The following is a 21350-nucleotide window of genomic DNA, read 5'->3' as shown; positions in this document are numbered from 1 at the left end:
GCTCGCTTCAGCTGGGTTTGCGCATGACGATCAGGGCCTGAGGCAGGCTGCCGTCGTCGATGTAGGTGACCGGCTCAAGAAAGCGCGACCAGACGCGTTCGACGAAGGCCGGTGGCACGAGGGCTTCGCCATAAAAGCTTGACGGTCGGGCGTCACCGCCCCCCGTGGCTGAGAACAGGAACTCGCCTTGATCGTAGGCGGCCTGAGACGCTTCGAGGTCGACGAAGGACTCGGCAAGCTTCAGGTGCCAGGGGTGAGTGATTTCGCCCGTGCGACGTATGGTGTCGCAGTAGGCCAGGAAGCGCCGGCTTTGCGTGGTGATCGCGATCATGCCCCCTGGGGCCAGGATGCGCGCGAACTCCTCGACCCACGCGGTGGCGGCGGCTTCCGACAAGTGGGAAAAAACGGAATAGGCGATGACGAGGTCGAACTGTGCTGCGGGCAGTTCAGTCGGCGGGAAGGGCGGAACAAGCTCGAAATTGCAGTACGGAAAGGTGCGGCGGCACACCTGGACGAGGTCGGGGTCGACGTCGACCCCGGTGATGTTGTCCGGCGCGATCTCCTTCATGAAAATACGTGAGTAGCGCCCCCACCCCGTGCCGAAATCGAGCAGCCGCGTGGCGGCTGACAGAGGATGACCGTGTGTGGCACAAAGCGCCTTTACAGCGCGGTAGAAATTAAAGCCCTCGCGCAGCGCGGGTTCATTGCTGGAGCCGACGGTGCCTGTCTGCAGCGCGTCCTCGGGAAAACCCGGCAAGGGGAATCCTTGGTAGGAAGGCATGTTGACGCTGCGGATCAGCACGTTCTGCCAGTCTTCGTCGGACAGCGCATGGATCCGCTGCCAGGCGACGTTGCGCGTTTCGGGGTTAGGCGTGGACGCGAGGAGACGCAACTCGACGCGGAGTTCGTCGAGTTCGGCGCGCAGCTGCTCGTTAGCTGCTTTCTGTGCCGCGAGTTGCTGACGCATCGTCTGGTATTCGTCGATCGCCTGCTTCTGTTCGTGCGAGGGTGTGCGCAGGTCCGAGAGCAACCGCGCCCAAGCGATCGGGCCGAGCGCCGATGCCTTGCCGAGGATGTCGCGCACGAGCCCGAAGTCGTCGCTGCCAGCCTGGCCGGAACGAAGGACAGGACTGAGGGTGGCCAGCGCGTCGTCGTACTGGTGCTCGATGGCCTGCACCAGCGCGATGCTGCGGCGGGCGGTGAGCGACTCGGGGTTCTTTTCCAGGGCCCGACTGAAGAGCGCTGAAGCCGTCTCGACGTCGCCCTGCCGGACGGCGAGGCAGCCGAGGTCATGGTAGGCGTCGGCGAGCGGGGTATCGGCCAGCACCAGCGCCGTCAGGATATCGGCAGCTTCCGCGAGATCGTCCTGGGCAATGAGGCTGCGGGCCAGCTCAATCTGGTCGCGGTCTTTATCGGCGGGGGTAGTCTGCATCGGTGCGAGTCCCTTGGCGTCGTGTTAGTCGGGCCGGTTTGCTGAAAACGGGGGGAGATGTGACGGGCGAGGCGTCCGGTCTGATCCTGTTGTTGGCAGATGCATCGAAGCTTGGCAACTCAGCGCGAAGCTCGCCGGACGTCTCGGACCGCAGTGCCTTGGTCTTGAGCGGCTGTTGATCGAAATGGTGAACTGAGCGAGCTTGAGCACTGTGTGGCATCAGGTTGCCAGTATGCAGGTGACGTCGTTGTTGCTCGATGCCTTTTTTCTGCGCCGCTGCGGCCCACGGAGCAAGGTCGCGGATGGTGCTCAGCGAGAACGGCGCGGCCGATCCAGTTTCCACTTCGGATGAGCGCTTCGGGTTTGGCACTTAGCCCCTGCTTCTGGCGCCATTTCGGGGCCGGAAGCAGGGGCTAAGTGGCGGATCCGACAAGCTCGATGGTACTTAAGGAATCAGCCCTGCAGCAACTGCAGCACCTGCTGTGGCAGCGCATTGGCCTGTGACAGCATTGCAGTGCCAGCCTGTTGCAGGATCTGGGCGCGTGTCAGGTTCGCAGTTTCGGACGCGAAGTCGGTGTCGCGGATACGCGAGCGCGAGGCCGACAGGTTCTCGGACGATACCTGCAGATTGGATATCGTGGTGTCGAACCGTGCCTGCAGGGCGCCGAATTTTGCCCGTTGTCCGTTGATTGCCGACAGCGCCGCGTCTGCGATGGCAAGCGTTCGTTGTGCGGCATCGACGGAGCTGACATCGAGGTCGCTCACTTTTTGCAGTTGAGCCGCAGCAGTGGTCGCGTTGAAGAAGTCGGTCGTGTTCGGTGCGTCGATGCTGAACGACTTGTCCGAGTCCAGCACCAGCTGGCCGGTTCCGATGGCGGTCGCGCCTGCAGCAGTCGCCGTTCCGCCGATGGTGGCCGCAGCAGAACCCGACGCCGCGTTGGCGATGGTGATGTTTTCGCCCGCTGCGTTGAGCAGGGTGATGCCGTCGCCGGTATCGTTGATGCGCGCCGAAACACCGGTCTTCGAGGAAACGTCGTTGAACGCATTGATGGCCGAAGCCAGTCCGTCGTTGTCTTCTGCACCAATGGTGAAGGAGATGGTGACCGCAGCTGAGTTGTTCGAACTGACATCGAACTTGTAGCTGATATTGGGGGCGCTGAAGTCGATGTCGAACTCGGTCTTCGCCGATGCACTGACGCCGGTGGTGGCGCTCTCGGTATTGATCAGCGCGGCGGCGGTCTTTGCCGATGCACCTGCTGGAATCGTGGCGGTTGACGCACCGGTGGCGCCGTTGATCGTGATCGTTCCGCCGACAACCCGGTTTGATGCTGCGGCCGACGAGGCGACGGAGAACGGGGTGCTGCCGGTCGTCAGGTCGCCCTTGGCGCCTGAAGTGGCCGCTGCCTGGGAGCCGATCCGGTAGCCGCCATATTGATTCGTGCTGAAGTTTGCCGTCGTGGCCTGAATCGTCTGCCCGGCGTTGGCGCCAACCTGGAAGGTCGCAGTGGTGAAGGAACCGTCGAGCAATCGGCTGCCGTTGAATTCGGTGGTCTGGGCGATGCGGTCGAGCTCGGCCGTGAGCTGATTGACTTCGGCGTTCAGTGCCTGGCGGTCCGAGGCCGAGTTCGTTGCGTTGGACGACTGCACCGCCAGTTCGCGGATGCGCTGCAGCACATCACCGGACGACTGCAGCGCGCCCTCGGCCGTCTGCGCCAGCGAGATGCCGTCATTGGCATTGCGCCGGGCCTGATCCTGTCCGCGGATCTGCGAGGTCATGCGCTCCGAGATCGAGAGGCCTGCGGCATCGTCCTTGGCGCTGTTGATGCGCAATCCGGAGGAGAGGCGTTGCAGCGAGGTCGCGAGCGAGCCCTGGGAGGTGTTCAGGTTACGCTGTGCATTGAGCGAGGCGACGTTGGTATTGATTACCTGTGCCATTTTTGCATCTCCTTAGATCAGGTTCTGATGTCGCCCGGATTGGCTAGCTGTTTGGAACACCGTTGATGAATCCGAGCCTTCTGAAACAGACATAGCGAGATGCGTGCCAGCATGTTTATTCTTTCTGTTTCATTGTTTTAGGTGGCTTTATTGGTGATTTTCGGCAAGTTTTGCCGGCTTGCGATCGGAGCTTGGCAGCCTTTTGCCGGTCGGCGGCAACATTTCTGAGACGGAGCATCGTGACCGGGAGGGTGACAGCCGGGCCCGGTTCGTCCTGATCAGGCCGGCCCTGTCCAGGCGGTGATCCACGAGGTGAGAGGGGACGAGCTGCTCCTGTCTCTCTGCACCGTTGCAAGCCGGGTTTTACCTTGTTGCCGCAGGGTGTTGCGCAGCAGTGTTCGGGAGCAAGGTGACGGGCTGGTTACGATGGTCACCGTCATCGGCCTCCGCACAATGTGGTGGCGTCGAACGGCATCGTATTTGTTGCGTATGAACGAGCGAAAATCAAGAAACAGTCAACTCACTGTTGTGCGGCCTCAGCGAGCAGATTGAAGACGATGGGGAAGGTCTCGTTACGCACTTGCGCGCGCAAGAGGTACGCTGCAAGCGGGTCGACTGCGGGCGATTTGCGGATATTCTCAGGCGCTGCAGCGACTGTTGTCGGGGCGCCGCGCACCGCGGCCTCGAAACCTGCTGGAGCATGGGCCTGCAGATAGTGTTCGCGTGCGCGCTGCGACTGACTGGCAAGGGCTTCTGGTGAAGCCGAATCGACGATGGCGAGCAACTCGTCCGGAGTAGACCAGCACCAGGTGCCAACGGGGCCAAGCGTGGCGCTGCCCAGCGGTGGGTGCATGTGGTGTGCATGGGTGACGATCGGGGTGCCGCCGGCCATGGCCTCGATGATGGCGCGTCCGCCGCCTAGCGGAAACGACCCGATGTAAAGATCCACATCCTGTTCCTTGAGCGTTGCGCCAAGGTTTTCGACCCACGGGATATGTGTGAAGCGATCTGCGCTGACGCCTTGCACGGCCAGTTCTGCATGTATGGCGTTCAGGACGTCGCCAGACAAGGGGCCGATGTGCAGATGCCTGCCGCCGCTGCGTCGCAGGACCTGCGGCAGGACCATCCAGTAGTGGAAGGGGTAGGGGGCCATGAATTTCGCGTCGTGGCCGCTGCAGGCGGTGAGCAAGGAGCCAGTCCGGCGGAACGAAGCGGGATCGTGAGGGCGTGCGCCGATGTCCGGTACAGACAGGGGCCAGAGTTCGGCCTTGATCCCGGCCCCGCGGCAGGTGTTGCAGAAGTCTTCGTAGAGGTCCACGTGGCGAACCCAATCCAGCGCAGCGCCCAGACATAGATGGTGATCAGCGTGGTGACAGAACACCACCTCGCGATTGAGGCCGGGCTGAATGCCGGCAATGGCGGCCACATCGGCGTGGTGGTTGAACACCAATACCTGCGCGTCGGGGTGGCTGCACAGTTGGCGCTGTGTCCACACGAGGCGACTCACATAGTCACCAGACTCGGGTGTCCTGACTTCGACGCCGAGCCTGGTAAAGCGCTCCCGGTCGAATTGGTAATCGTGCGAGAAAAAATTCGTCATCAGGATCAGGTGATGCTTATCCGGCTGCGCCCGGATGATGTCCTCGATAACCCGCGTATGCCCCCCCACACCATAGAGCTCCGTGGCGAGAATGATGACATCGGCTTGGCGGTCGGCCGTCGGGGGACGCATCTTTTCAGATTCGAGGTAATGGAGCGAAATAGCCCCGAGCTTCTGACAGAGCTCATCGAGGCCCGGCGACGACAGCACGTTTCCGACTGTTGCCGGGTCATTGGTCACCGTATCTACCAGTGCGCGGATCGCGGCAAGCGCCGAATCCGCCTCACGCTTTGCGAAAAGTGCTTCGATGGCGGCTATGAAGGAAAGAAGATCCTGATTCATGGTCAGACCCTTGTCTGATGATCCTGCTGTGATTGCGGAGAATCCGTCGGGCTGTATTTTCGGCACACGAGCAGAAAGTGATCGTTCTGAACACCGAAGCAATCCGCACGTATTTCTCCGTGTGAGAAATCGGCGAATGCTGCTTCAAGACTCTGTTGCAGGGCCTGGGCATCGCTGAAGCGCTGCAGTCGGGCACCTTGAAGTACGCCGAAAGCATCGGTGGTCAGTGTGGTGCTGCCATCATCATGGGCAACGCAGTCATTGAAGATGTAGTTTGTGGGCATCGGCACAGACAGGATGAGAAAGCCCTTGTCCGTGAGTACGCGAGCATATTCCATGACGTGATCGGCGAAGGCCGACCCGGCTTCCATGTAGTAACAGCTGTTCCAGGCAATCAGGTAACGAAACGATGCGTCGGGATAGGGCAGGCGCGCGTTGGTGCCGACATCCAGGCTTGCCGGTATGCCAGCCTTCTGGAGTCGAGCGTGGGTCGAGTCGCATATTGCCGCGCTGACTTCGGTGGCGTGAATCCTGAAGCCCAGGTCATGAAACAGCCCAAGATTTCTGCCGTCGCCACAGCCGACCTCCAGCAAGGGGGCGCCGCGATAATCCGCTTGATCCAGCGCCAGTCTCGGATGACGGCCCATCAGTATGCGAACCAGATGTTCGGCCGGATAGCGTGCTCCGCCCTGGCGGCGGAGATAGTGTGCGGTGTAGGCACAGATCGCGGGATCGCCCTGCGTGCTATCGGATTGCGCTGGATCAACGGATGCTTTCATTGCAGGGCTCAAAGATCGATCACGTAGGTGTCGTAGCATACGCAACGTGCGCCGAATTCTTCCTTCTGGCTCATCAGCCCTTCGTTAAGAACCTGTCCGCCCGCTTCTGTCGAAATGCCAAACTCGAGCCACTGGCAGCCCTCGCGATAGCGCGCGGCGAGCGCATGAATCAGGAAATCCATTGCGCGGCTAGCGCGACCAGCCTCGGATGCAACGAGATACTGGGTGTGCGCAACCGGCCCCGCGACGTAAACGATGGCACCTCCTACAAGGAGACCGTCTCCGTCGCTGACGTGGAAAATTTCGATGCTGCGGGGGAAGGCCGCGCGCAGGCGATTCATCTCGGCAGCGCTGTGAACGGCACTGACACCATGACGCAGTTGCAGATTCGTGTTGATCAGCGCCATCAGCGCATCGGCGGTGCTGACCTGCTCAAGGCGCAGACCAAGCTGCGCTGCGCGCGCTGCGCCATTGCGTTTCTTGCCAGGCAAGCCGGTATCGAGCAAATGCAAGGCTGCTGAGGGCTCGCGCTTGAGCAACTGGGCACCGAGGCGGAACAGGGCGTAGGCATCTTCCTCGGCCGGTGCTTGATGGTAGATATGCGGAATGGCCTTGTATTCAAGCCGTGTGATACCGATGCTGTTGTAAAACGCCAGCGCGGCATCGAATGTGCGGAGCATCTTCTCGACCCGCATGCGACCATCGGTGATGAAGCCGCCGTAAGTCAGTCCGCCATGTGAGCGGATCGTATTGTCGTGGCGACTGGCGGGCAGGAGGGCTAGCGCCGCATCTGCTTCGTCGATGATCAGCGAGGCGTCGACAAAGCGCTCTGCGTGATATTCCATGTAGGCGCGTTCAAACAGCAGCGTGCCATTGCGGCTATTGCGCACAAAGGCGTCCCAGCGCTTGCGGTCTTTTGCCGAATAGGCGGCGGCGATCACGGGAAGTCCCCATGCAGTTCGGCGACACCAAGGCCGTCGCGACCGAATCCGTTGCCGGCGTAGAAGAGGAACCGTCGTCCGCTTCCGGGTACGCTGACCAGCGAGGGGAAGTACACCATCTCGCTATCGAAGCCTGTGCCATGGGCAATGTTGGCGAGATGGTCGGCGCGCTCCCAGTGCTGCAAGTCGTCGGAAAGTGACAGTCCGAAGTGATATTTCATGTCCAGCGTGCGGCGGGTGTAGAAGACGGCATAGCGCTCGCCGAGCCGGACGAGCTGGGGCCTGCCCAGACCGTGCTCTACGCTTGCGTCGTGCGTCACGATGCGCTGCCCACTGCGTTGATACGCCAGACCGTCGGGAGAAGACTGGTAATACACATCGTAAGTTGGCCGCAGATAGCCACCGACATTGACCCAGTCACTACCTGCGGAATAGACCGTGTGGAAAGCGCCTGATTCGTGCAGGATGGATTGCCCTGCGCGAACGCTCAGGCCCTCGTCGGCGCGGTCGAGGATGGGCGCCTCGGAGACGCGAGTGAAGGTTTGACCGCCGTCGCGACTCAGCGCCAAGCCGCCGAAATTGAAGTAGCGGATCTTCTCGCCAAGCTGAAAACCGGTGTAGTAGAGGTAGATCGTGTCGCCCACGCGCGTAGCATGTCCGGGGAATACGCCATTGTCGTCAAAGCAGCCCGGTCGGCCGATGTCGACAACAGGCTTGGGGGACACAGCAAGGACCTCATTGGGGCGCTCTGCCGATACATCGACATAGCCGATGCGGGAGATGCCCGCGCTATCCCAGCAGCCCAGGAAGACACGGATGACCTCGTCGTTCAGGCAGATGGCGGAGGGGGCCATGGTGTGGCTATGCCACCAGCCTGCATCGGGCTGGCGGTGATAGACCTGCCCGAGTTTTTGCCATTGCATCATGCTAGAGCCCTCGGTCGTCCAGCAATACTTCGACCATGCTGGGATCAAAAGTCAGGATGCCCAAACGCCTGGCGACCTCTTCGCGTTGCGTGAAACTGTCGTCGATGAAAATTGCGTCGGTGTCGTGGATGTAATCGCTTTTCGATTCATCTTCACGCAACCAATGGACTTCATCAAAGAGCGATTGCAGGCGCCAACGGGCGAGCAGCGCTTCCTTGTCGGCTGCGAGTGATTTCGATAGCAGAACGATGCGCTTTCCCTGGTTGATGCATTGATAGAGAAACTGCAGCATTTGCGTGTTCAGTGTTTGCTTGATGACGAGCGTGTCGTCCCAGTCCACATAGACCGTGGTGTAGCGCAGGTCCAGTCGGTAGCGATTCGTCAGTGCCCGATCGATGCTGTACTGATGGTACGGGTTGCGCAATATGCGCACGCTCATGCCAGCCTTGTCGAGCAGCCCCAGAAGGGGAAAGTTGATGCCCTGTACGCGGTGAAACGCCATGGTGCCGGCGATACGCGGGTCGATTTCCAGCAGCTTCAGCGTGCCCTGAGCATCGCGCTTCATCTGGAAGAACCACGGGCCGGTCAGATCCAGCGCATTATGGATTTGCAGGGCATGCGCGAGTAATTCGGCGTGGGTCTCGCTGTCCGGTACCTTGCTGTGCATCGAGGTGCCCATGCGGATGCGCTCGCGCGTTCGTGGGCCGGCGAACAGCAATTTCCCGGTGCTGCTCGAGAAGCAGTCGACGGTGTATTCATCGCCCGGCAGGTACTCGCAGAGGAGCATGCCCTCCAGACTGCCGACGGCCGTGAGTGCGTGGCGGCTATCGAGTCGCTGTCCTCCCTGCGATCCATACAGGCGGTCTGGCTTCAGATAAACCGGAAAACGCTCGATGCTCTCCGCACTATGCAGTTTCGGTACCGGTAGTTGCTGCGCCAGGTGCTTGTAGCTGGCGGACTTGGAACGGACGATATTGAAGGTGTCGCTGGCAGGCATGACGATGGCGCAGGAGATTTCGCGTCGGTGCTCATCGAGAAAATCCATGACGAGTGGATTTGCCGGGAAAATGAAGTCGATTTCCCACGCTTCGATCAGTGCCCTCAGGGCGTGCAAGGCGTCGGCGTGGTCTATGGATGGCAGTTCGCGATAGCGCGCAAAGACGCAAGGTCCGTGGTTGACCACGGCTGCAGAGGCGCCGAACAGCCGCACCTCCTTGCAGTGTTCGAGTGAACGGAAAATTTCCAGCCCGACCTCTGTGCCGGCCGGGAATACGAGAACATTCCACGGTGGCGCTTTCATGAGGCCAGCTCCCGATGTGCCTGCAGCACTGCCGCGATGACAGGCGCAGGGTCGAGTCCAGGCCACATCGGCAGACTCAGTACTTCTGACGAGAGCTGTTCGGTCATCGACAGATCGGGCCAGTCTTCGCTGGAGTAGGCCCCCTGTCGATGGGCCGGTACAGGGTAATGGATCAGGGTGTCGATGCCCGCTGTCTTCAGGGCCTTCATCAGCGCATCGCGCCGTGTGCAGCGAATGACGAAAAGATGCCATACGGGCGTGGCCCAGTCGGGCGTCTGCGGCACGGTGATATGCGTCAGCGCTGACAATGCCTGAATGTAGGCTTGGGCGACTGACTGGCGCGCGCGATTGTCTTCATCGAGGCGTCGCAGCCTGACACGCAGAAAGGCGGCCTGAAGCTCATCGAGCCGAGAGTTGTAGCCAACTTCGTCATGCTGATACCTGGTCTGCGATCCATAGTTGCGCAGTGAGCGCAGGCGCGATGCCAGGGCTGCGCTATTGGTGCAGATCGCGCCACCGTCGCCCATCGCACCGAGGTTCTTGGTCGGGTAGAAACTGAAGGCGGCCGCGTCACCGAGGCTGCCGACGGGGCGGTTGTGGTAGCGCGCGCCATGCGCTTGCGCAGCATCTTCGATCACTTGTAGACCATGCTTTGCCGCGATGCTGCATATCGCGGCCATATCGGCGGGCTCACCATAAAGGTGCACGGCGATGATGGCTTTCGTGCGGGGGGTGATCGCTTCGACAATGCGTTCAGGATCGATGTTGAAGCCGAATGGACAGGATTCGACCGGGACGGGCCGGGCGCCGCTCCAGGTGACGGCGAGCCAGGTGGCGATGAAAGTATGGGCCGGAACGATGACTTCATCCCCGGCGCCGATACCCATGGCCTGAAGTGTCAGATAAAGCGCTTCGAGCCCATTGCCAACGCCTATGCAGTGTTCGACGCCGCAGTAGCGGGCGAACTCCTGTTCGAAGGCCGTGAGCTCGTTACCCAGTATGAAGTGATGTCTGCTCAGCACCCGCTCGAAGGCATCCCTTAACTCGGATTCGATCGGGGTGGTGATCGCCTGCATGTCGAAGAAAGGTGTCGTCATCTCGGTGCGCAGTCAGTCGACTCGGCTAACGGATCCAAACGTCCGCAACCAAATGCCGTGAATTTTTCGCATGTTTGTCGATGCGCAGGCCGCGCAACGCGGATCTCGATCAATCGAAGTTGTAGTCCAGTGCAGCGTAAACCGGAGCAGCGGAAAACAGGCGGTTGAGTACTTCGATTGAGTTTGGGTCAAGATCTTCGCGCCACTTGTCCTGATTCTCACGCTCTGGATCGGTATAGGTTCTGCGCCCGCCGGCCCATGGGTCGGAACCGTCCTTCAACAGGCTCGCGCTCTCGTGCACGACCTGGCCCGGGTTCAGTACCGCACGATCATCAGGCAGGTCAAGGAACTTCAGCAGATTCATCATCGTGTCTTCGGTACGGGAGAGCAGATCTTCGTAGCGCACGATGATCGCGCGGGCGGCTTGACTCTCGCAGGCTTCAACGCCGGCATGCACGCATTGATTGATGTACAAGGCCATCGCTTCCAGGTTGGCCAGGAAGGGCGGCCGTGTTTGTCCGGCCTGATCAATGCGCTTGGCGACCTGATACATGGACATGATGACTGCGCGCGGGTCGCGTATGACATGTACGAATTTTGCGCCCGGCAGTATCGTCATCAGGTCCTTGAAGACGAGGACATTCATCGGTGTTTTTTCCGAGAGCCGGCTGACCCCGTGGCGATCTGCGACGGGATAAAGCAGGGACTCCACCATTTGCCCCATGGCGTCATCGATCTGAGCCGCATCAACGAAGTGCGTGATGCGACCATAGTGCAAGCCCTGCTGCAGGCGGTTACGCAAGTTGACGATGTCTGTCAGGTGATCAAACTCGGGCCCGCCATAGACATCACGGTGCGAGTCCATCATGGATTGGAACAGGCTGGTCCCTGAGCGCGGCGCGCCACCGACGATAATCAAGCGGCTACCACGCATGCCAGCCTCGCTGGGAAGAGTCGAGGTGTTCTTCATGCACGTGAGGCCTGTGCCGCAATCTTGAAAGACGCATAGTCGCGGTAATAGTCGGCCTCGTCGTAATACGCTGAAGCGAGCACCAGACAGACGGCACCCGAAGAAAAGTTATCGAGATGGCGCCAGGTCATCGGCGCGATGTAGATGCCGTTGTATGAACGATTGAGGTGAAAGCGGCGCTCGCGATCACCATCGTTGAGCACGATGTCAAAGCTCCCCGACATGGCGATCATGAACTGCTGGAGCTTTCCGTGAGCATGGCCGCCGCGATCCGAACCGCCGGGTACGTCATAGAGGTAGTACACGCGTTTGATATCGAAGGGAACATGCCTGTCACCCTCGACAAAGGTCAGGTTCCCGCGTTGGTCGTGAATTTTCGGTAGTTCGATCATCCTGCAGTCATCGAGTGACATGGTCCATCCCTTGTTGCCGTAGCGATTACCCTTTGATTGACTTCCTGGCAAGCAGGGCACGTTGCAATTCTAAGGGGGTGGGGGGACGATTGATAGATCGAAAAGTTATGGGTTTTGGCTACTGTTTTTCTTTTTGATGCGCCATCTCGCATTGTGTTGCGGCGTTTGGTTTGGTGCGGCAGGCAAGATCATCGCGTTACACACACCTCGTCGGTGTCAGTGCGGTCGTTCCGCGCCATTTGAAGAATTCCAGTCAGGTTTTTGCAAAACATGGACAAATATCGTCATTTGGCATCAGTCCGCGCGGACTTCGCAAAAAAATAAAGCCCGCGAATACGGGCCTCATTATTGCGACCTTCTCGCGCGCCTACCCCTCAGCCCGGAACGGTTTCCCCAGCGACATAGGCGAATTCAAGCGAATCGTATTCACGTTGCGTGAGATCACCACCAGCACAATGATCGTGGCCCAATAAGGCAGCGATGACAGGAACTGCGAGGGGAAGTCGATCTGCATGCCCGAGCCCTGGATGAAGAGCTGGGTGATCATGACGCCGCCGAACAGGTATGCGCCAACCATGACCCGCAGCGGGCGCCAGGTGGCGAACACGACCAGCGCGAGGGCGATCCAGCCGCGACCGGCGACCATGCCTTCGACCCACATCGGGGTGTAGAACACCGAAAGGAAGGCGCCGCCGATGCCGGCCATGGCGCCGCCGAAGAGTACCGCCAGATAGCGGATGAGGATGACCGGGTGGCCGATGGCGTGCGCCGAGGCGGGGGATTCGCCCACGGCGCGCAACACCAGGCCGGCGCGGCTGCGGTAGAGGAACCACACCACCGCCCAGAACATCGCCCACGACAGATAGACGAGGGCTTGCTGGTTGTAGAGTGCCTCGCCGATCAGCGGCAGGTCGGCAATGAAGGGAATGCGGATCGGCGGCACCGCGGGCAGGGCGATGGACTCGAAGGGCTTGCCGATGAAGGCCGACAGACCGACGCCGAAGATCGCCAGCGCGAGCCCGGAGGCCACCTGGTTGGCCTGCAGCGTGAGGGTGAGCAGACCGAACACGAGCGACACCGCCATGCCCGCACCCATGCCGGCGAGCACGCCCAGCCAGGGGCTGCCGGTGTGGTGGGTGACGGCGAAGGCGGCGACCGCGCCCATGGCCATCATGCCTTCGGCGCCGAGGTTGAGCACGCCGGCCTTTTCATTGACCAGCAGGCCGAGCGACACGATGATCAGCGGGGTGCCGGCCACGACGGTGGCAAACAGCATCGAGGTGAAGAGCGAAGCGTCCATGATCGATCCTCAGGCGGCAACGCGGCCGAACTTCAGCCGGTAGTGGATGAATACGTCCGAACCCAGCAGGAAGAACAGCAGCAGGCCCTGAAACACCAGCGAGATGGAGCTGGGCAGGTTCATGTACTGCTGCACCTGCTCGCCGCCGATGTAAAGCAGCGCCATCAACAGGCTGGCAAGCAGAATGCCGAAGGGGTTGAGGCGGCCGACGAAGGCCACGATGATGGCGGCAAAGCCGTAGCCCAGGTTGACCTTGTCGGTGAGCTGGCCCATGGGGCCGGCCACTTCGCTCATGCCCGCAATGCCGGCTGCGGCACCGCCGGTGAGCAGGCCGATCCAGATCATGCGGTTGGCAGAGAAGCCCGCATAACGCGCGGCCTCGGCCGCTTCGCCCGCGACCCGCATCTTGAAGCCGGTGTAGCTGCGGTTCATGAAGGCGTAGCCGGCGACCAGCGCGGTGAGCGCGATCAGGAAGCCCGCATGCAGGCGTGTGCCTTCAACGAGAATCGGCAGCAGCGCATGGTCGGCAAACATTGCCGTCTGCGGGAAGTTGAAACCGTCAGGGTCCTTCCAAGGGCCGAACACCAGCCACGACACGAAGAGCTGCGCCACATAGACCAGCATCAGCGACACCAGAATCTCGTTGGCGTTGAACTTCGTTTTCAGCAGGGCCGGAATCGCCGCCCAGGCTGCGCCGGCAGCCGCGCCGGCGAGCACCATCGCGGGCAGGACGAGGCTGCTGTCGGACTCCTGAAAGTACAGTGCAACGCCCGTTGCACCGACGGTGCCGAGCATGAACTGACCCTCGGCGCCGATGTTCCACACGTTGGCGCGGAAGCCCACCGCAAGACCAATGGCGCACAGCATCAGCGGGGTGGCCTTGAGCAGGAGTTCGGAGACGCCGTAGAGATCCTTGACCGGGCTGATCAGGAACAGGCGCAGACCTTCGACCGGATCCTTGCCCAGCGAGGAGAAGACGGCCATGCCTGCGATAAGGGTGAGCACGGCCGCCAGCACCGGCGACAGATAGCTCATCAGGCGCGAGACTTCGGCGCGGGGTTCAAGCCTGAGCATGGGCGAGCTCCCCTTTCTGTTCAACAGCCTCGGTTGCGAGCTCGGAGCCTGGCCACAGGCCGCTCATCCACACGCCGATGTCCTCCACCGAGGTTTCAGCGGTCGGGCGCAGCGGCGACAGCCTGCCCTTGGCGATGACCGCGATGCGGTCGCAGATCTCGAACAATTCGTCCAGCTCCTCGGAGATGACCAGCACGGCGCAGCCACGGTTGCGCAGGTCGATGATGGACTGGCGGATGAAGGCGGCTGCGCCGACATCGACACCCCAGGTGGGCTGGGCGCACACCAGCAGCTTGGGCGCCTGCAGGATTTCGCGGCCCATGATGAACTTCTGCAGGTTGCCGCCCGAGAGCGATTTGGCGGGAGATGGCGCTCCGCCGCACTTGACGCTGAAGGATTCGATGCAGTTCTCGGCGAAGGCCCGCGCGCGGCTGAAGGCCAGAAAGCCACCGCTGACGAAGTGCTGCGATTTCGCTGCGGTCAGGATCGCGTTGTCGGCAAGCGACATCGTGGGCACGGCGCCACGGCCGAGGCGCTCCTCGGGCACGAAACACATGCCGAGCTTGCGCCGCTGGCCGGGGTTCATGCGGCCGGCTTCGGTGCCGAGGATCTGCACCGGGAATTTTTCCGACAGCGGTTCCTCGCCCGAGATGGCCCGCAGCAACTCCTGCTGGCCATTGCCCGATACGCCGGCAATGCCGACGATCTCGCCGGCGTGGACGTCGAGATGGATGTCGCGCAGGTCGGTGGCGAAGGGGTCGGGTGTCGAGTGCGACAGCCCCGCCAGGCGCAGCCGGATCTCGTTGCTGGCCTGGCTGGCGCCGTGTTCGCACACCGGCAGGTCCTTGCCGATCATCAGCCGCGCCATCGATTCCGGCGTTTCCTCGCCCGGGCGGCAGTGGCCGGTGACGCGGCCGCCGCGCAGTACGGTGGCGGTGTGGCACAGCTCCTTGATCTCGTCGAGCTTATGGCTGATGTAAAGGATGGAGCAGCCTTCGGCGGCGAGCTGGCGCAGGGTCTCGAACAGTTTGCGCACGGCCTGCGGTGTGAGCACCGAGGTCGGCTCGTCCATGATCAGCAGGCGCGGATTCTGCAGCAGGCAGCGCACGATCTCGACCCGCTGACGCTCGCCTACCGACAGTGCATGCACATGGCGGCGCGGATCGACCGGCAGGCCGTAGCGCTTGGAGACCTCTTCGATGCGTTGCGCGAGTTCGCCGAGGTCGGGCTTGCCCGGCAGGGCGAGGGCGACGTTCTCGACCACGGTCAGGGTTTCGAACAGCGAGAAGTGCTGGAACACCATGCCGATGCCGAGTTCGCGCGCATGTGCCGGGCTCTCGACGGTGACATCCTTGCCTTCCCACTGCATCTCCCCCGAGCTGGGCCGGGTGACGCCGTAGATGATCTTCATCAGCGTCGACTTGCCGGCGCCGTTCTCGCCCAGTACGGCATGAATCTCGCCGGGCGCGACTTCAAGATTGACGCCGTCGTTGGCGACCACGGTCGGGTAGACCTTGCGGATGTTGCTCAATACGAGGCGCGGCGGCGCGCCCGGGGAAGGGCTTGTCTGCTGGGTCATGGTGTCGTGCATGCCTTGGCTGGATGATCTTGCCGGATGTGCCGGACGTTCTGTGGCTTGCTGCGCAGGCTCATGAGCTGCGCGGCAATCGCGATGGCGATGACTTCGGGTTCCTTGCCGACGACGGCGGGGTCGCCCACCGGGCTGACGATGCGTGCAAGCTGGTCTTCCGCGTAGCCGCGAGCGCGCAATTTTGCCTCGAAGTTTGCGCGCTTGGAGGTCGAGCCGATGAGTCCGAGAAAGCCGAAGTCACCTCGGTCGAGCCAGGTCCGTACCAGCTCGAGATCGAGCGCATGGCTGTGCGTGGTAATCAGCACCGCGGTGTTGGCAGGTTGGTGTCGCACTTCGGCTTCCGGCATGTCGGTCAGAACGGGGCGCGTATTGTGCGGCATCCAGGCCAGAAATTCCGACTCGCGCGGATCGATCCAGGTGACGCGAATGGGCAGGCGGGCGAGGACCTCGATCAGTGCGCGGCCGACATGGCCCGCACCGAACAAGGCCAGGTGAAGCTCCGCCGGGCGCATGAGTTCGATGACGTGGCGCTCGCCGCCAAGGCTGTCGCAGCAGATCATGGCGCTGTCGCCGGCAAGGGAGGAGAGCCCGGCTGCACTGGCGGCGAGCGCCGGGTGGCGGCTGTCGGCGCGCAGGCTGGCGAGGCTGGCGACCTGCACAGGCGCGCCCCCGAGGCTGAGGATGCGCACCCACTCGATGTCCTCGTGCGCCAGTGCGCGTGCCGCTTCGACCCATGCACGCTCAGTCGGGCGAACGACATCGAAGGCAAGATGCATCACACCGCCGCAGCACTGGCCGACGCTGGCCCCAAGCGGAAAGCGCTCGATTCTGGGGGCGGTCGCAATACCGGCGGCGTCATCGACGATCATGCCGCGCGCAATTTCGATTGCACGCAGTTCGAGGTGACCGCCGCCGATGGTGCCGAAGCTTGAGCCCATGCCGACCAGCATGCGGGCGCCCGGCGCGCGCGGTGCCGAGCCGCGTGTCTCTGCGACGCCGATCCACACCATGCGCTCGCCGGCGCAGAGGCTGGCGGCCAGATGATCGAGCAGGCGTCCGGCAGTCATGGCGTGTGAGCCCGCTGACGGGCGTCGTCCACGCTGCGCAGGATCTCTTCGGCGGTGGCCGGCGCGTTGAGCATCGGGGTGACGCGGTAGTCGGCTGACGCAGCCACCGCGTCCTTGATCGCATGCCAGACCGACAGCGCAAGCATGAAGGGAGGCTCGCCGACGGCCTTGGAGCGGAAGATCGAGTCTTCGACGTTGATGGCGCGATCCCACAGGCGAACGTTGAAGACCCTTGGGATGTCGGACACAGCCGGAATCTTGTAGGTGGAGGGCGCATGAGTGCGCAGGCGTCCGCTTGCGTCCCAGTGCAGCTCTTCCATGGTCAGCCAGCCCATGCCCTGAATGAAGCCGCCCTCGACCTGGCCGATATCGATCGCCGGGTTCAGCGACTGGCCGGCGTCGTGCAGGATGTCGGTGCGCAGCACTTTCGACTCGCCAGTCAGGGTGTCGATGGCGACCTCGCTGCACGCAACCCCGTAGGCGTAGTAATAGAACGGGCGGCCCGACAGGGTTTCACGGTCGTAGGCAATCTTGGGCGTGCGGTAGTAGCCGGTCGCGGACAGCGAGACGCGCGCCATCCACGCCGCATGCACGAGCTCGGCAAAGCTGACGACGGTGGTGCCGGCTTGAACCTGATTGGCGCGGAACTCAACCTGGTCTTCGCGCACGGCGTACTTTGCCGCGGCAAATTCGGTGAGCCGTGCCTTGATCTTGCGTGCGGCGTCCTGCGCGGCCTTGCCGTTGAGGTCGGCACCGCTCGACGCTGCTGTGGCCGAGGCATTAGGCACGCGCGCGGTATCGGATGCGGTGACGCGGATGCGATCGATGTCGATCTGCAGTTCGCGCGCCACGACCTGTGCCACCTTGGTAAACAGGCCCTGACCCATTTCGGTGCCGCCGTGGTTGAGCAGCACTGTGCCGTCGGTATACACGTTGAGCAGTGCGCCGGCCTGGTTGAGGTGGGTGGCGGTGAAGGAGATGCCGAACTTGACCGGGGTGAGGGCGATGCCGCGGCGGATGACCGGGCTGCTTTCGTTCCATTTCCGGACCGCCTCGCGGCGGGCGCGGTAGTCGCAGCCGGCCTCGAGCTCGGCCGTCATCTCATGGATAACGTTGTCTTCGATGACCTGGCCGTAGTGCGTGGTGTTGCGCTCAGTGATGCCATAGTAGTTGAGCTTGCGCACGTCGAGCGGGTCGCGCCCGAGCTTGCGCGCAATGGCGTCGATCACTTCCTCGATGCCGAACATGCCCTGCGGCCCGCCGAAGCCGCGAAACGCGGTGTTCGATACCGTATGGGTCTTGCAGCGGTGGGAGTCGATCGCGACGCTGGGCAGGAAGTAGGCGTTGTCGGCATGGAACATCGCGCGGTCGGCAATCGCACCGGTGAGGTCGGCCGAATAGCCGGCACGGGTGGACTGGCGGAAACGAACGCCGAGAATGCGGCCCTCGTCATCGAAGCCGACATGCCAGTCGATGCGGAAGTCGTGGCGCTTGCCGGTGAGCACCATGTCGTCGTCGCGGTCGAGGCGCAGCTTGACCGGGCGCCCGGTGCGCAGCGCGCCGATGGCGGCAATCGCGGCGATCTGCCCGGGCTGGCTTTCCTTGCCACCGAAGCCGCCGCCCATGCGCCGGCATTCGACGGTGACGTCCTTGGCCTCCAGACCGAGCGCGTGGGCGACCTGCAACTGAACTTCGCCCGGGTGCTGGCTCGACGAATGCACCTTGAAAGTCCTGTCTTCCTGCGGGATGACGTAGGCGATATGGGTTTCGAGGTAGAAGTGATCCTGCCCGCCGTGGCGCACGGTGCCTTCGAGCTGATGCGGCGCGGCACCGATGGCCGTGTCGACATCGCCCTGCCGGAGTGCGACGTCGGGCAGCACCCGGGTGCCGGCTTCGAGCGCTTCGTCGATGCTGAGCAGCGCGGGCAGGCGGTCGTATTCGACCTTGGCAAGACGGGCGGCGGCACGGGCGGCGCGCATGTCTTCGGCAAGCACTGCGAACAGCGCCTGGCCATGGAACTGCACTTCTTCGGTGGCGAAGATCGGGTCGTCATGCACGACAGGGCCGAAATCGTTCAGGCCGGGGATGTCGTCCGCGCTGAGCACGCAGACCACACCGGGCGCGGCACGGACCGCCGACAGGTCGATACTAAGGATGCGGGCATGTGCTTCGGTCGCGAGTCCGATTGCCGCATGCAGCGTGCGCCGCAGTTCGGGCAGGTCGTCAATATAGGTGGCGCTGCCGGTGACGTGCAGCACTGCCGATTCGTGGGGAAGGGCAGCGCCGGCGCTGCCGCGTGCTTCAGTGCTGAGCATGATCGGCCTCCACGCTGTCGATGCGGGTCGGATGACCTGCGAGTTCATGGTGCAGGCGGGTAAGCAGGTTCTGCGCGACGTTCATGCGGTATTCGGCAGACGCACGCATGTCGGACAGCGGCTGAAAGTCGAGTGCGAGTGCGGCGCGGGCGTCGCTCAGGGCCGCAGCATCAAAGGGGCGGCCGATCAGGGTGGCTTCCGCGTGGCTGGCGCGCTTGGGCGTTGCGGCCATGCCGCCAAAGGCGAGCCGTGCGCTGCTGACGATGCCGTGATGATGAATGATCGAGAAGCCTGCGAACACCGCCGAGATGTCCTGGTCCTGACGCTTGGAGATCTTCCAGGCGCGGAACAGGTGTTCATCGAGGGGGCCGCGTGCGAGGGGAATCCTGACGCACTGCACGAATTCGCCCTGTGCAAGATCCTTTTTCTGATAACCCAGATAGAGCGCTTCGAGCGGGAGCGCACGGGTGCGATCGCCGTGGCGCAGTACCACCTCGGCGCCGATGGCGATCAGCGCCGGCATCGAGTCGCCGATGGGGCTGCCGTTGGCGATGTTGCCGCACAGGGTGCCGGCGTTGCGGATCGGGCGTGAGGCAAAGCGGCGCCAGAGTTCGGTGAGTTCGGGGTAGTGCGGGAGGATGGCCTCGAAGGCGTCTTCCAGCGTCACCGCGGCGGCAATTTCGAGCCAGCCGTCGGCTTCGGAAATGCGGTTGAGTTCGCGCGCCCGGCCAAGATAGATCAGATGCGGAAGGGCGCGGAACTGCTTGGTGACCCACAGGCCGATGTCGGTGCTGCCTGCGAGAATGGTCGCATCAGGGTGGGTGGCGACGCAGCTGGCAAATTCATCGAGGCTGCGCGGCGCGGTGAAGCGGCCGTCCGCATGGACGATGTCGAGTGTGGCGTCGTCCGCATTCATATGTACGAGACGATCTAGCAGCGCCTGTGCCGCGGGGTCGGATGCATCCTGCCACTGTGGCGCAGGCAGTTCGCCGCCAGGCGCAGGCAGGCGATACATTTCATGCGCGGCATCCACGATCGGGCGGTAGCCGGTGCAGCGGCACAGGTTGCCAGACAGCGCGTCGGCCACGGCGTCACCGTCAGGTGCGGCTTCGGTCTGGTACAGCCCGAACAGCGACATCACAAAACCCGGTGTGCAGAACCCGCACTGAGAGCCATGGCAGCTCACCATCGCCGCCTGGGCTGGGTGCAACCCGCCCTTGGCTGCACGGAGGCTTTCCACGGTGAACAAGGCCTTTCCATGCAGGGTGGGAAGAAACTGGATGCAGGCGTTGACACTGCGCCAGACCAGTTCGCCGTCGCGTGCTTCGGCAACGACGACGGTGCAGGCGCCGCAGTCACCTTCGGCGCACCCTTCCTTGGTGCCGGTGCGCCCCTCGTCTTCGCGCAACCAGTTGAGCAGCGTCGTTGTCGGGCTGACCTGATGCAGCCGGATGTCGCGACCGTCGAGGAGGAAATGAAGTTCTGCTGTCGTCATGGCTTGAATTTAGCATCGTCGGCGATTGCGTGCCGATGCCCTTGTTTATACAAAGTATTGAAAATGATGGATTTTGTGCGCCAGATTGGTGCGATGCACAAAACGACGCCCCAGACTGGCGCAATACCCCGTCAGTCTATGGCGAGCAGCCTGCTCTGGCGCGGGAGATGGCGGGTCAGGAAATCCATCTGGTCGGCAAGTATGTGGCGATTGCACAAAATCAGGTACTCGGCCTTGTTCGGCACATAGGGTGCATAAAGCAGCGCCATTCTCGCCTGTTCGGGGGTGCGTCCGCTCTTGCGCTGGTTGCACGGGCGGCAGGCTGTGACCACGTTCATCCACACATCGCGCCCCCCGCGGGAAACCGGCATCACGTGATCGCGAGTGAGCTGGCTGCCGGGTAAGCGATGCCCGCAGTAGGCGCAGAGGAACTGATCGCGCCGGAACAGTTCGCGGTTGCTGAGCGGAGGCACCTTGGTGAGTGCTGCCGGGCGCTGCGTGCGTCCCTTGATGGCGATGATGCTCTGAGTGGTGATCTGCGATCGTTCCCCGGTGAGGCGCGAGGTGCCGCCGAGGAAACTGAAGGAATGGTCGCCGATGCTCCAGGCAACGAGATCGCGCGCATGGTAGTGACAGGCCGCCTGCCACGAGATCCAGCGATAGGGCGCGCCGTTCATGTCGAGCGACAGGATCCACGGATGCTGGCCATCGTCCTGAATGGCCAATCCGTCCGGTCCCAGCAGCGTCGCTCCATGTTCGATCAGCACGCGTCC

Annotated in this window: 17 protein-coding genes; all 17 read right to left on the bottom strand. The window is 62.5% G+C overall.

Annotation, left to right across the window (positions count from 1 at the left end):
• Nucleotides 1-7: 7 nt before the first annotated feature.
• Nucleotides 8-1432 (bottom strand): methyltransferase domain-containing protein, encoded by a 1425-nt coding sequence (locus CEW87_RS20985; protein WP_108976150.1) that lies wholly within the window; start codon nucleotides 1430-1432, stop codon nucleotides 8-10.
• Nucleotides 1433-1885: 453 nt separating this feature from the next.
• Entirely contained in the window at nucleotides 1886-3367 is a 1482-nt protein-coding gene (locus CEW87_RS20980; RefSeq protein ID WP_108976148.1) for a flagellin, read from the bottom strand.
• 520 nt (nucleotides 3368-3887) lie between these two features.
• Nucleotides 3888-5309: a hypothetical protein gene (locus CEW87_RS20975; protein WP_108976146.1), complete on the bottom strand. Its 1422-nt coding sequence runs from the start codon at nucleotides 5307-5309 to the stop codon at nucleotides 3888-3890.
• Between the two features lie 2 nt (nucleotides 5310-5311).
• Nucleotides 5312-6088, bottom strand: coding sequence for a class I SAM-dependent methyltransferase (locus tag CEW87_RS20970; RefSeq protein ID WP_234421604.1), 777 nt, complete (start codon nucleotides 6086-6088; stop codon nucleotides 5312-5314).
• An 8-nt stretch (nucleotides 6089-6096) separates the two neighbouring features.
• Complete coding sequence (locus CEW87_RS20965; RefSeq protein WP_108976142.1) at nucleotides 6097-7029, bottom strand: GNAT family N-acetyltransferase; 933 nt, start codon at nucleotides 7027-7029, stop codon at nucleotides 6097-6099.
• Complete coding sequence (locus CEW87_RS20960; RefSeq protein ID WP_108976140.1) at nucleotides 7026-7955, bottom strand: hypothetical protein; 930 nt, start codon at nucleotides 7953-7955, stop codon at nucleotides 7026-7028. Before CEW87_RS20960 ends, CEW87_RS20965 begins: the two co-directional genes overlap by 4 nt.
• 1 nt (nucleotide 7956) lies before the next feature.
• A complete protein-coding gene (locus tag CEW87_RS20955) occupies nucleotides 7957-9255 on the bottom strand; it encodes an ATP-grasp domain-containing protein (protein WP_108976138.1) in 1299 nt (432 codons plus the stop codon).
• Entirely contained in the window at nucleotides 9252-10352 is a 1101-nt protein-coding gene (locus CEW87_RS20950; RefSeq protein WP_108976136.1) for a DegT/DnrJ/EryC1/StrS family aminotransferase, read from the bottom strand. The genes CEW87_RS20955 and CEW87_RS20950 overlap by 4 nt, the downstream gene beginning before the upstream one ends.
• A gap of 109 nt (nucleotides 10353-10461) precedes the next feature.
• Nucleotides 10462-11322 carry a sulfotransferase family protein gene (locus CEW87_RS20945; protein WP_108976134.1) on the bottom strand — a complete coding sequence of 287 codons (861 nt, stop codon included), beginning with the start codon at nucleotides 11320-11322 and terminating at the stop codon, nucleotides 10462-10464.
• On the bottom strand, nucleotides 11319-11735 hold the full coding sequence (locus tag CEW87_RS20940; RefSeq protein WP_108976132.1) for a sugar 3,4-ketoisomerase: 417 nt from the start codon (nucleotides 11733-11735) through the stop codon (nucleotides 11319-11321). The genes CEW87_RS20945 and CEW87_RS20940 overlap by 4 nt, the downstream gene beginning before the upstream one ends.
• 367 nt (nucleotides 11736-12102) lie before the next feature.
• Nucleotides 12103-13035: an ABC transporter permease gene (locus CEW87_RS20935; protein ID WP_108976130.1), complete on the bottom strand. Its 933-nt coding sequence runs from the start codon at nucleotides 13033-13035 to the stop codon at nucleotides 12103-12105.
• A 9-nt stretch (nucleotides 13036-13044) separates the two neighbouring features.
• A complete protein-coding gene (locus CEW87_RS20930) occupies nucleotides 13045-14109 on the bottom strand; it encodes an ABC transporter permease (protein ID WP_108976128.1) in 1065 nt (354 codons plus the stop codon).
• Nucleotides 14096-15688 (bottom strand): ABC transporter ATP-binding protein, encoded by a 1593-nt coding sequence (locus tag CEW87_RS20925; RefSeq protein ID WP_199917081.1) that lies wholly within the window; start codon nucleotides 15686-15688, stop codon nucleotides 14096-14098. The genes CEW87_RS20930 and CEW87_RS20925 overlap by 14 nt, the downstream gene beginning before the upstream one ends.
• Entirely contained in the window at nucleotides 15685-16767 is a 1083-nt protein-coding gene (gene xdhC, locus CEW87_RS20920; RefSeq protein ID WP_108976124.1) for a xanthine dehydrogenase accessory protein XdhC, read from the bottom strand. The genes CEW87_RS20925 and xdhC overlap by 4 nt, the downstream gene beginning before the upstream one ends.
• The gene (gene xdhB, locus CEW87_RS20915; protein WP_234421603.1) at nucleotides 16764-19082 is read right to left on the bottom strand and encodes a xanthine dehydrogenase molybdopterin binding subunit; all 2319 of its coding nucleotides are present in this window, start codon (nucleotides 19080-19082) and stop codon (nucleotides 16764-16766) included. Before xdhB ends, xdhC begins: the two co-directional genes overlap by 4 nt.
• Complete coding sequence (gene xdhA / locus CEW87_RS20910) at nucleotides 19069-20577, bottom strand: xanthine dehydrogenase small subunit (RefSeq protein WP_108976120.1); 1509 nt, start codon at nucleotides 20575-20577, stop codon at nucleotides 19069-19071. Before xdhA ends, xdhB begins: the two co-directional genes overlap by 14 nt.
• A gap of 131 nt (nucleotides 20578-20708) precedes the next feature.
• A complete protein-coding gene (locus CEW87_RS20905) occupies nucleotides 20709-21344 on the bottom strand; it encodes an HNH endonuclease (protein ID WP_234421602.1) in 636 nt (211 codons plus the stop codon).
• Nucleotides 21345-21350: the final 6 nt, after the last annotated feature.

Source organism: Parazoarcus communis, from assembly GCF_003111665.1.
Taxonomy (GTDB): domain Bacteria; phylum Pseudomonadota; class Gammaproteobacteria; order Burkholderiales; family Rhodocyclaceae; genus Parazoarcus; species Parazoarcus communis_B.
Note: the sequence above shows the minus strand (reverse complement) of the source record. Positions and strands in the feature narration are given on the sequence as shown.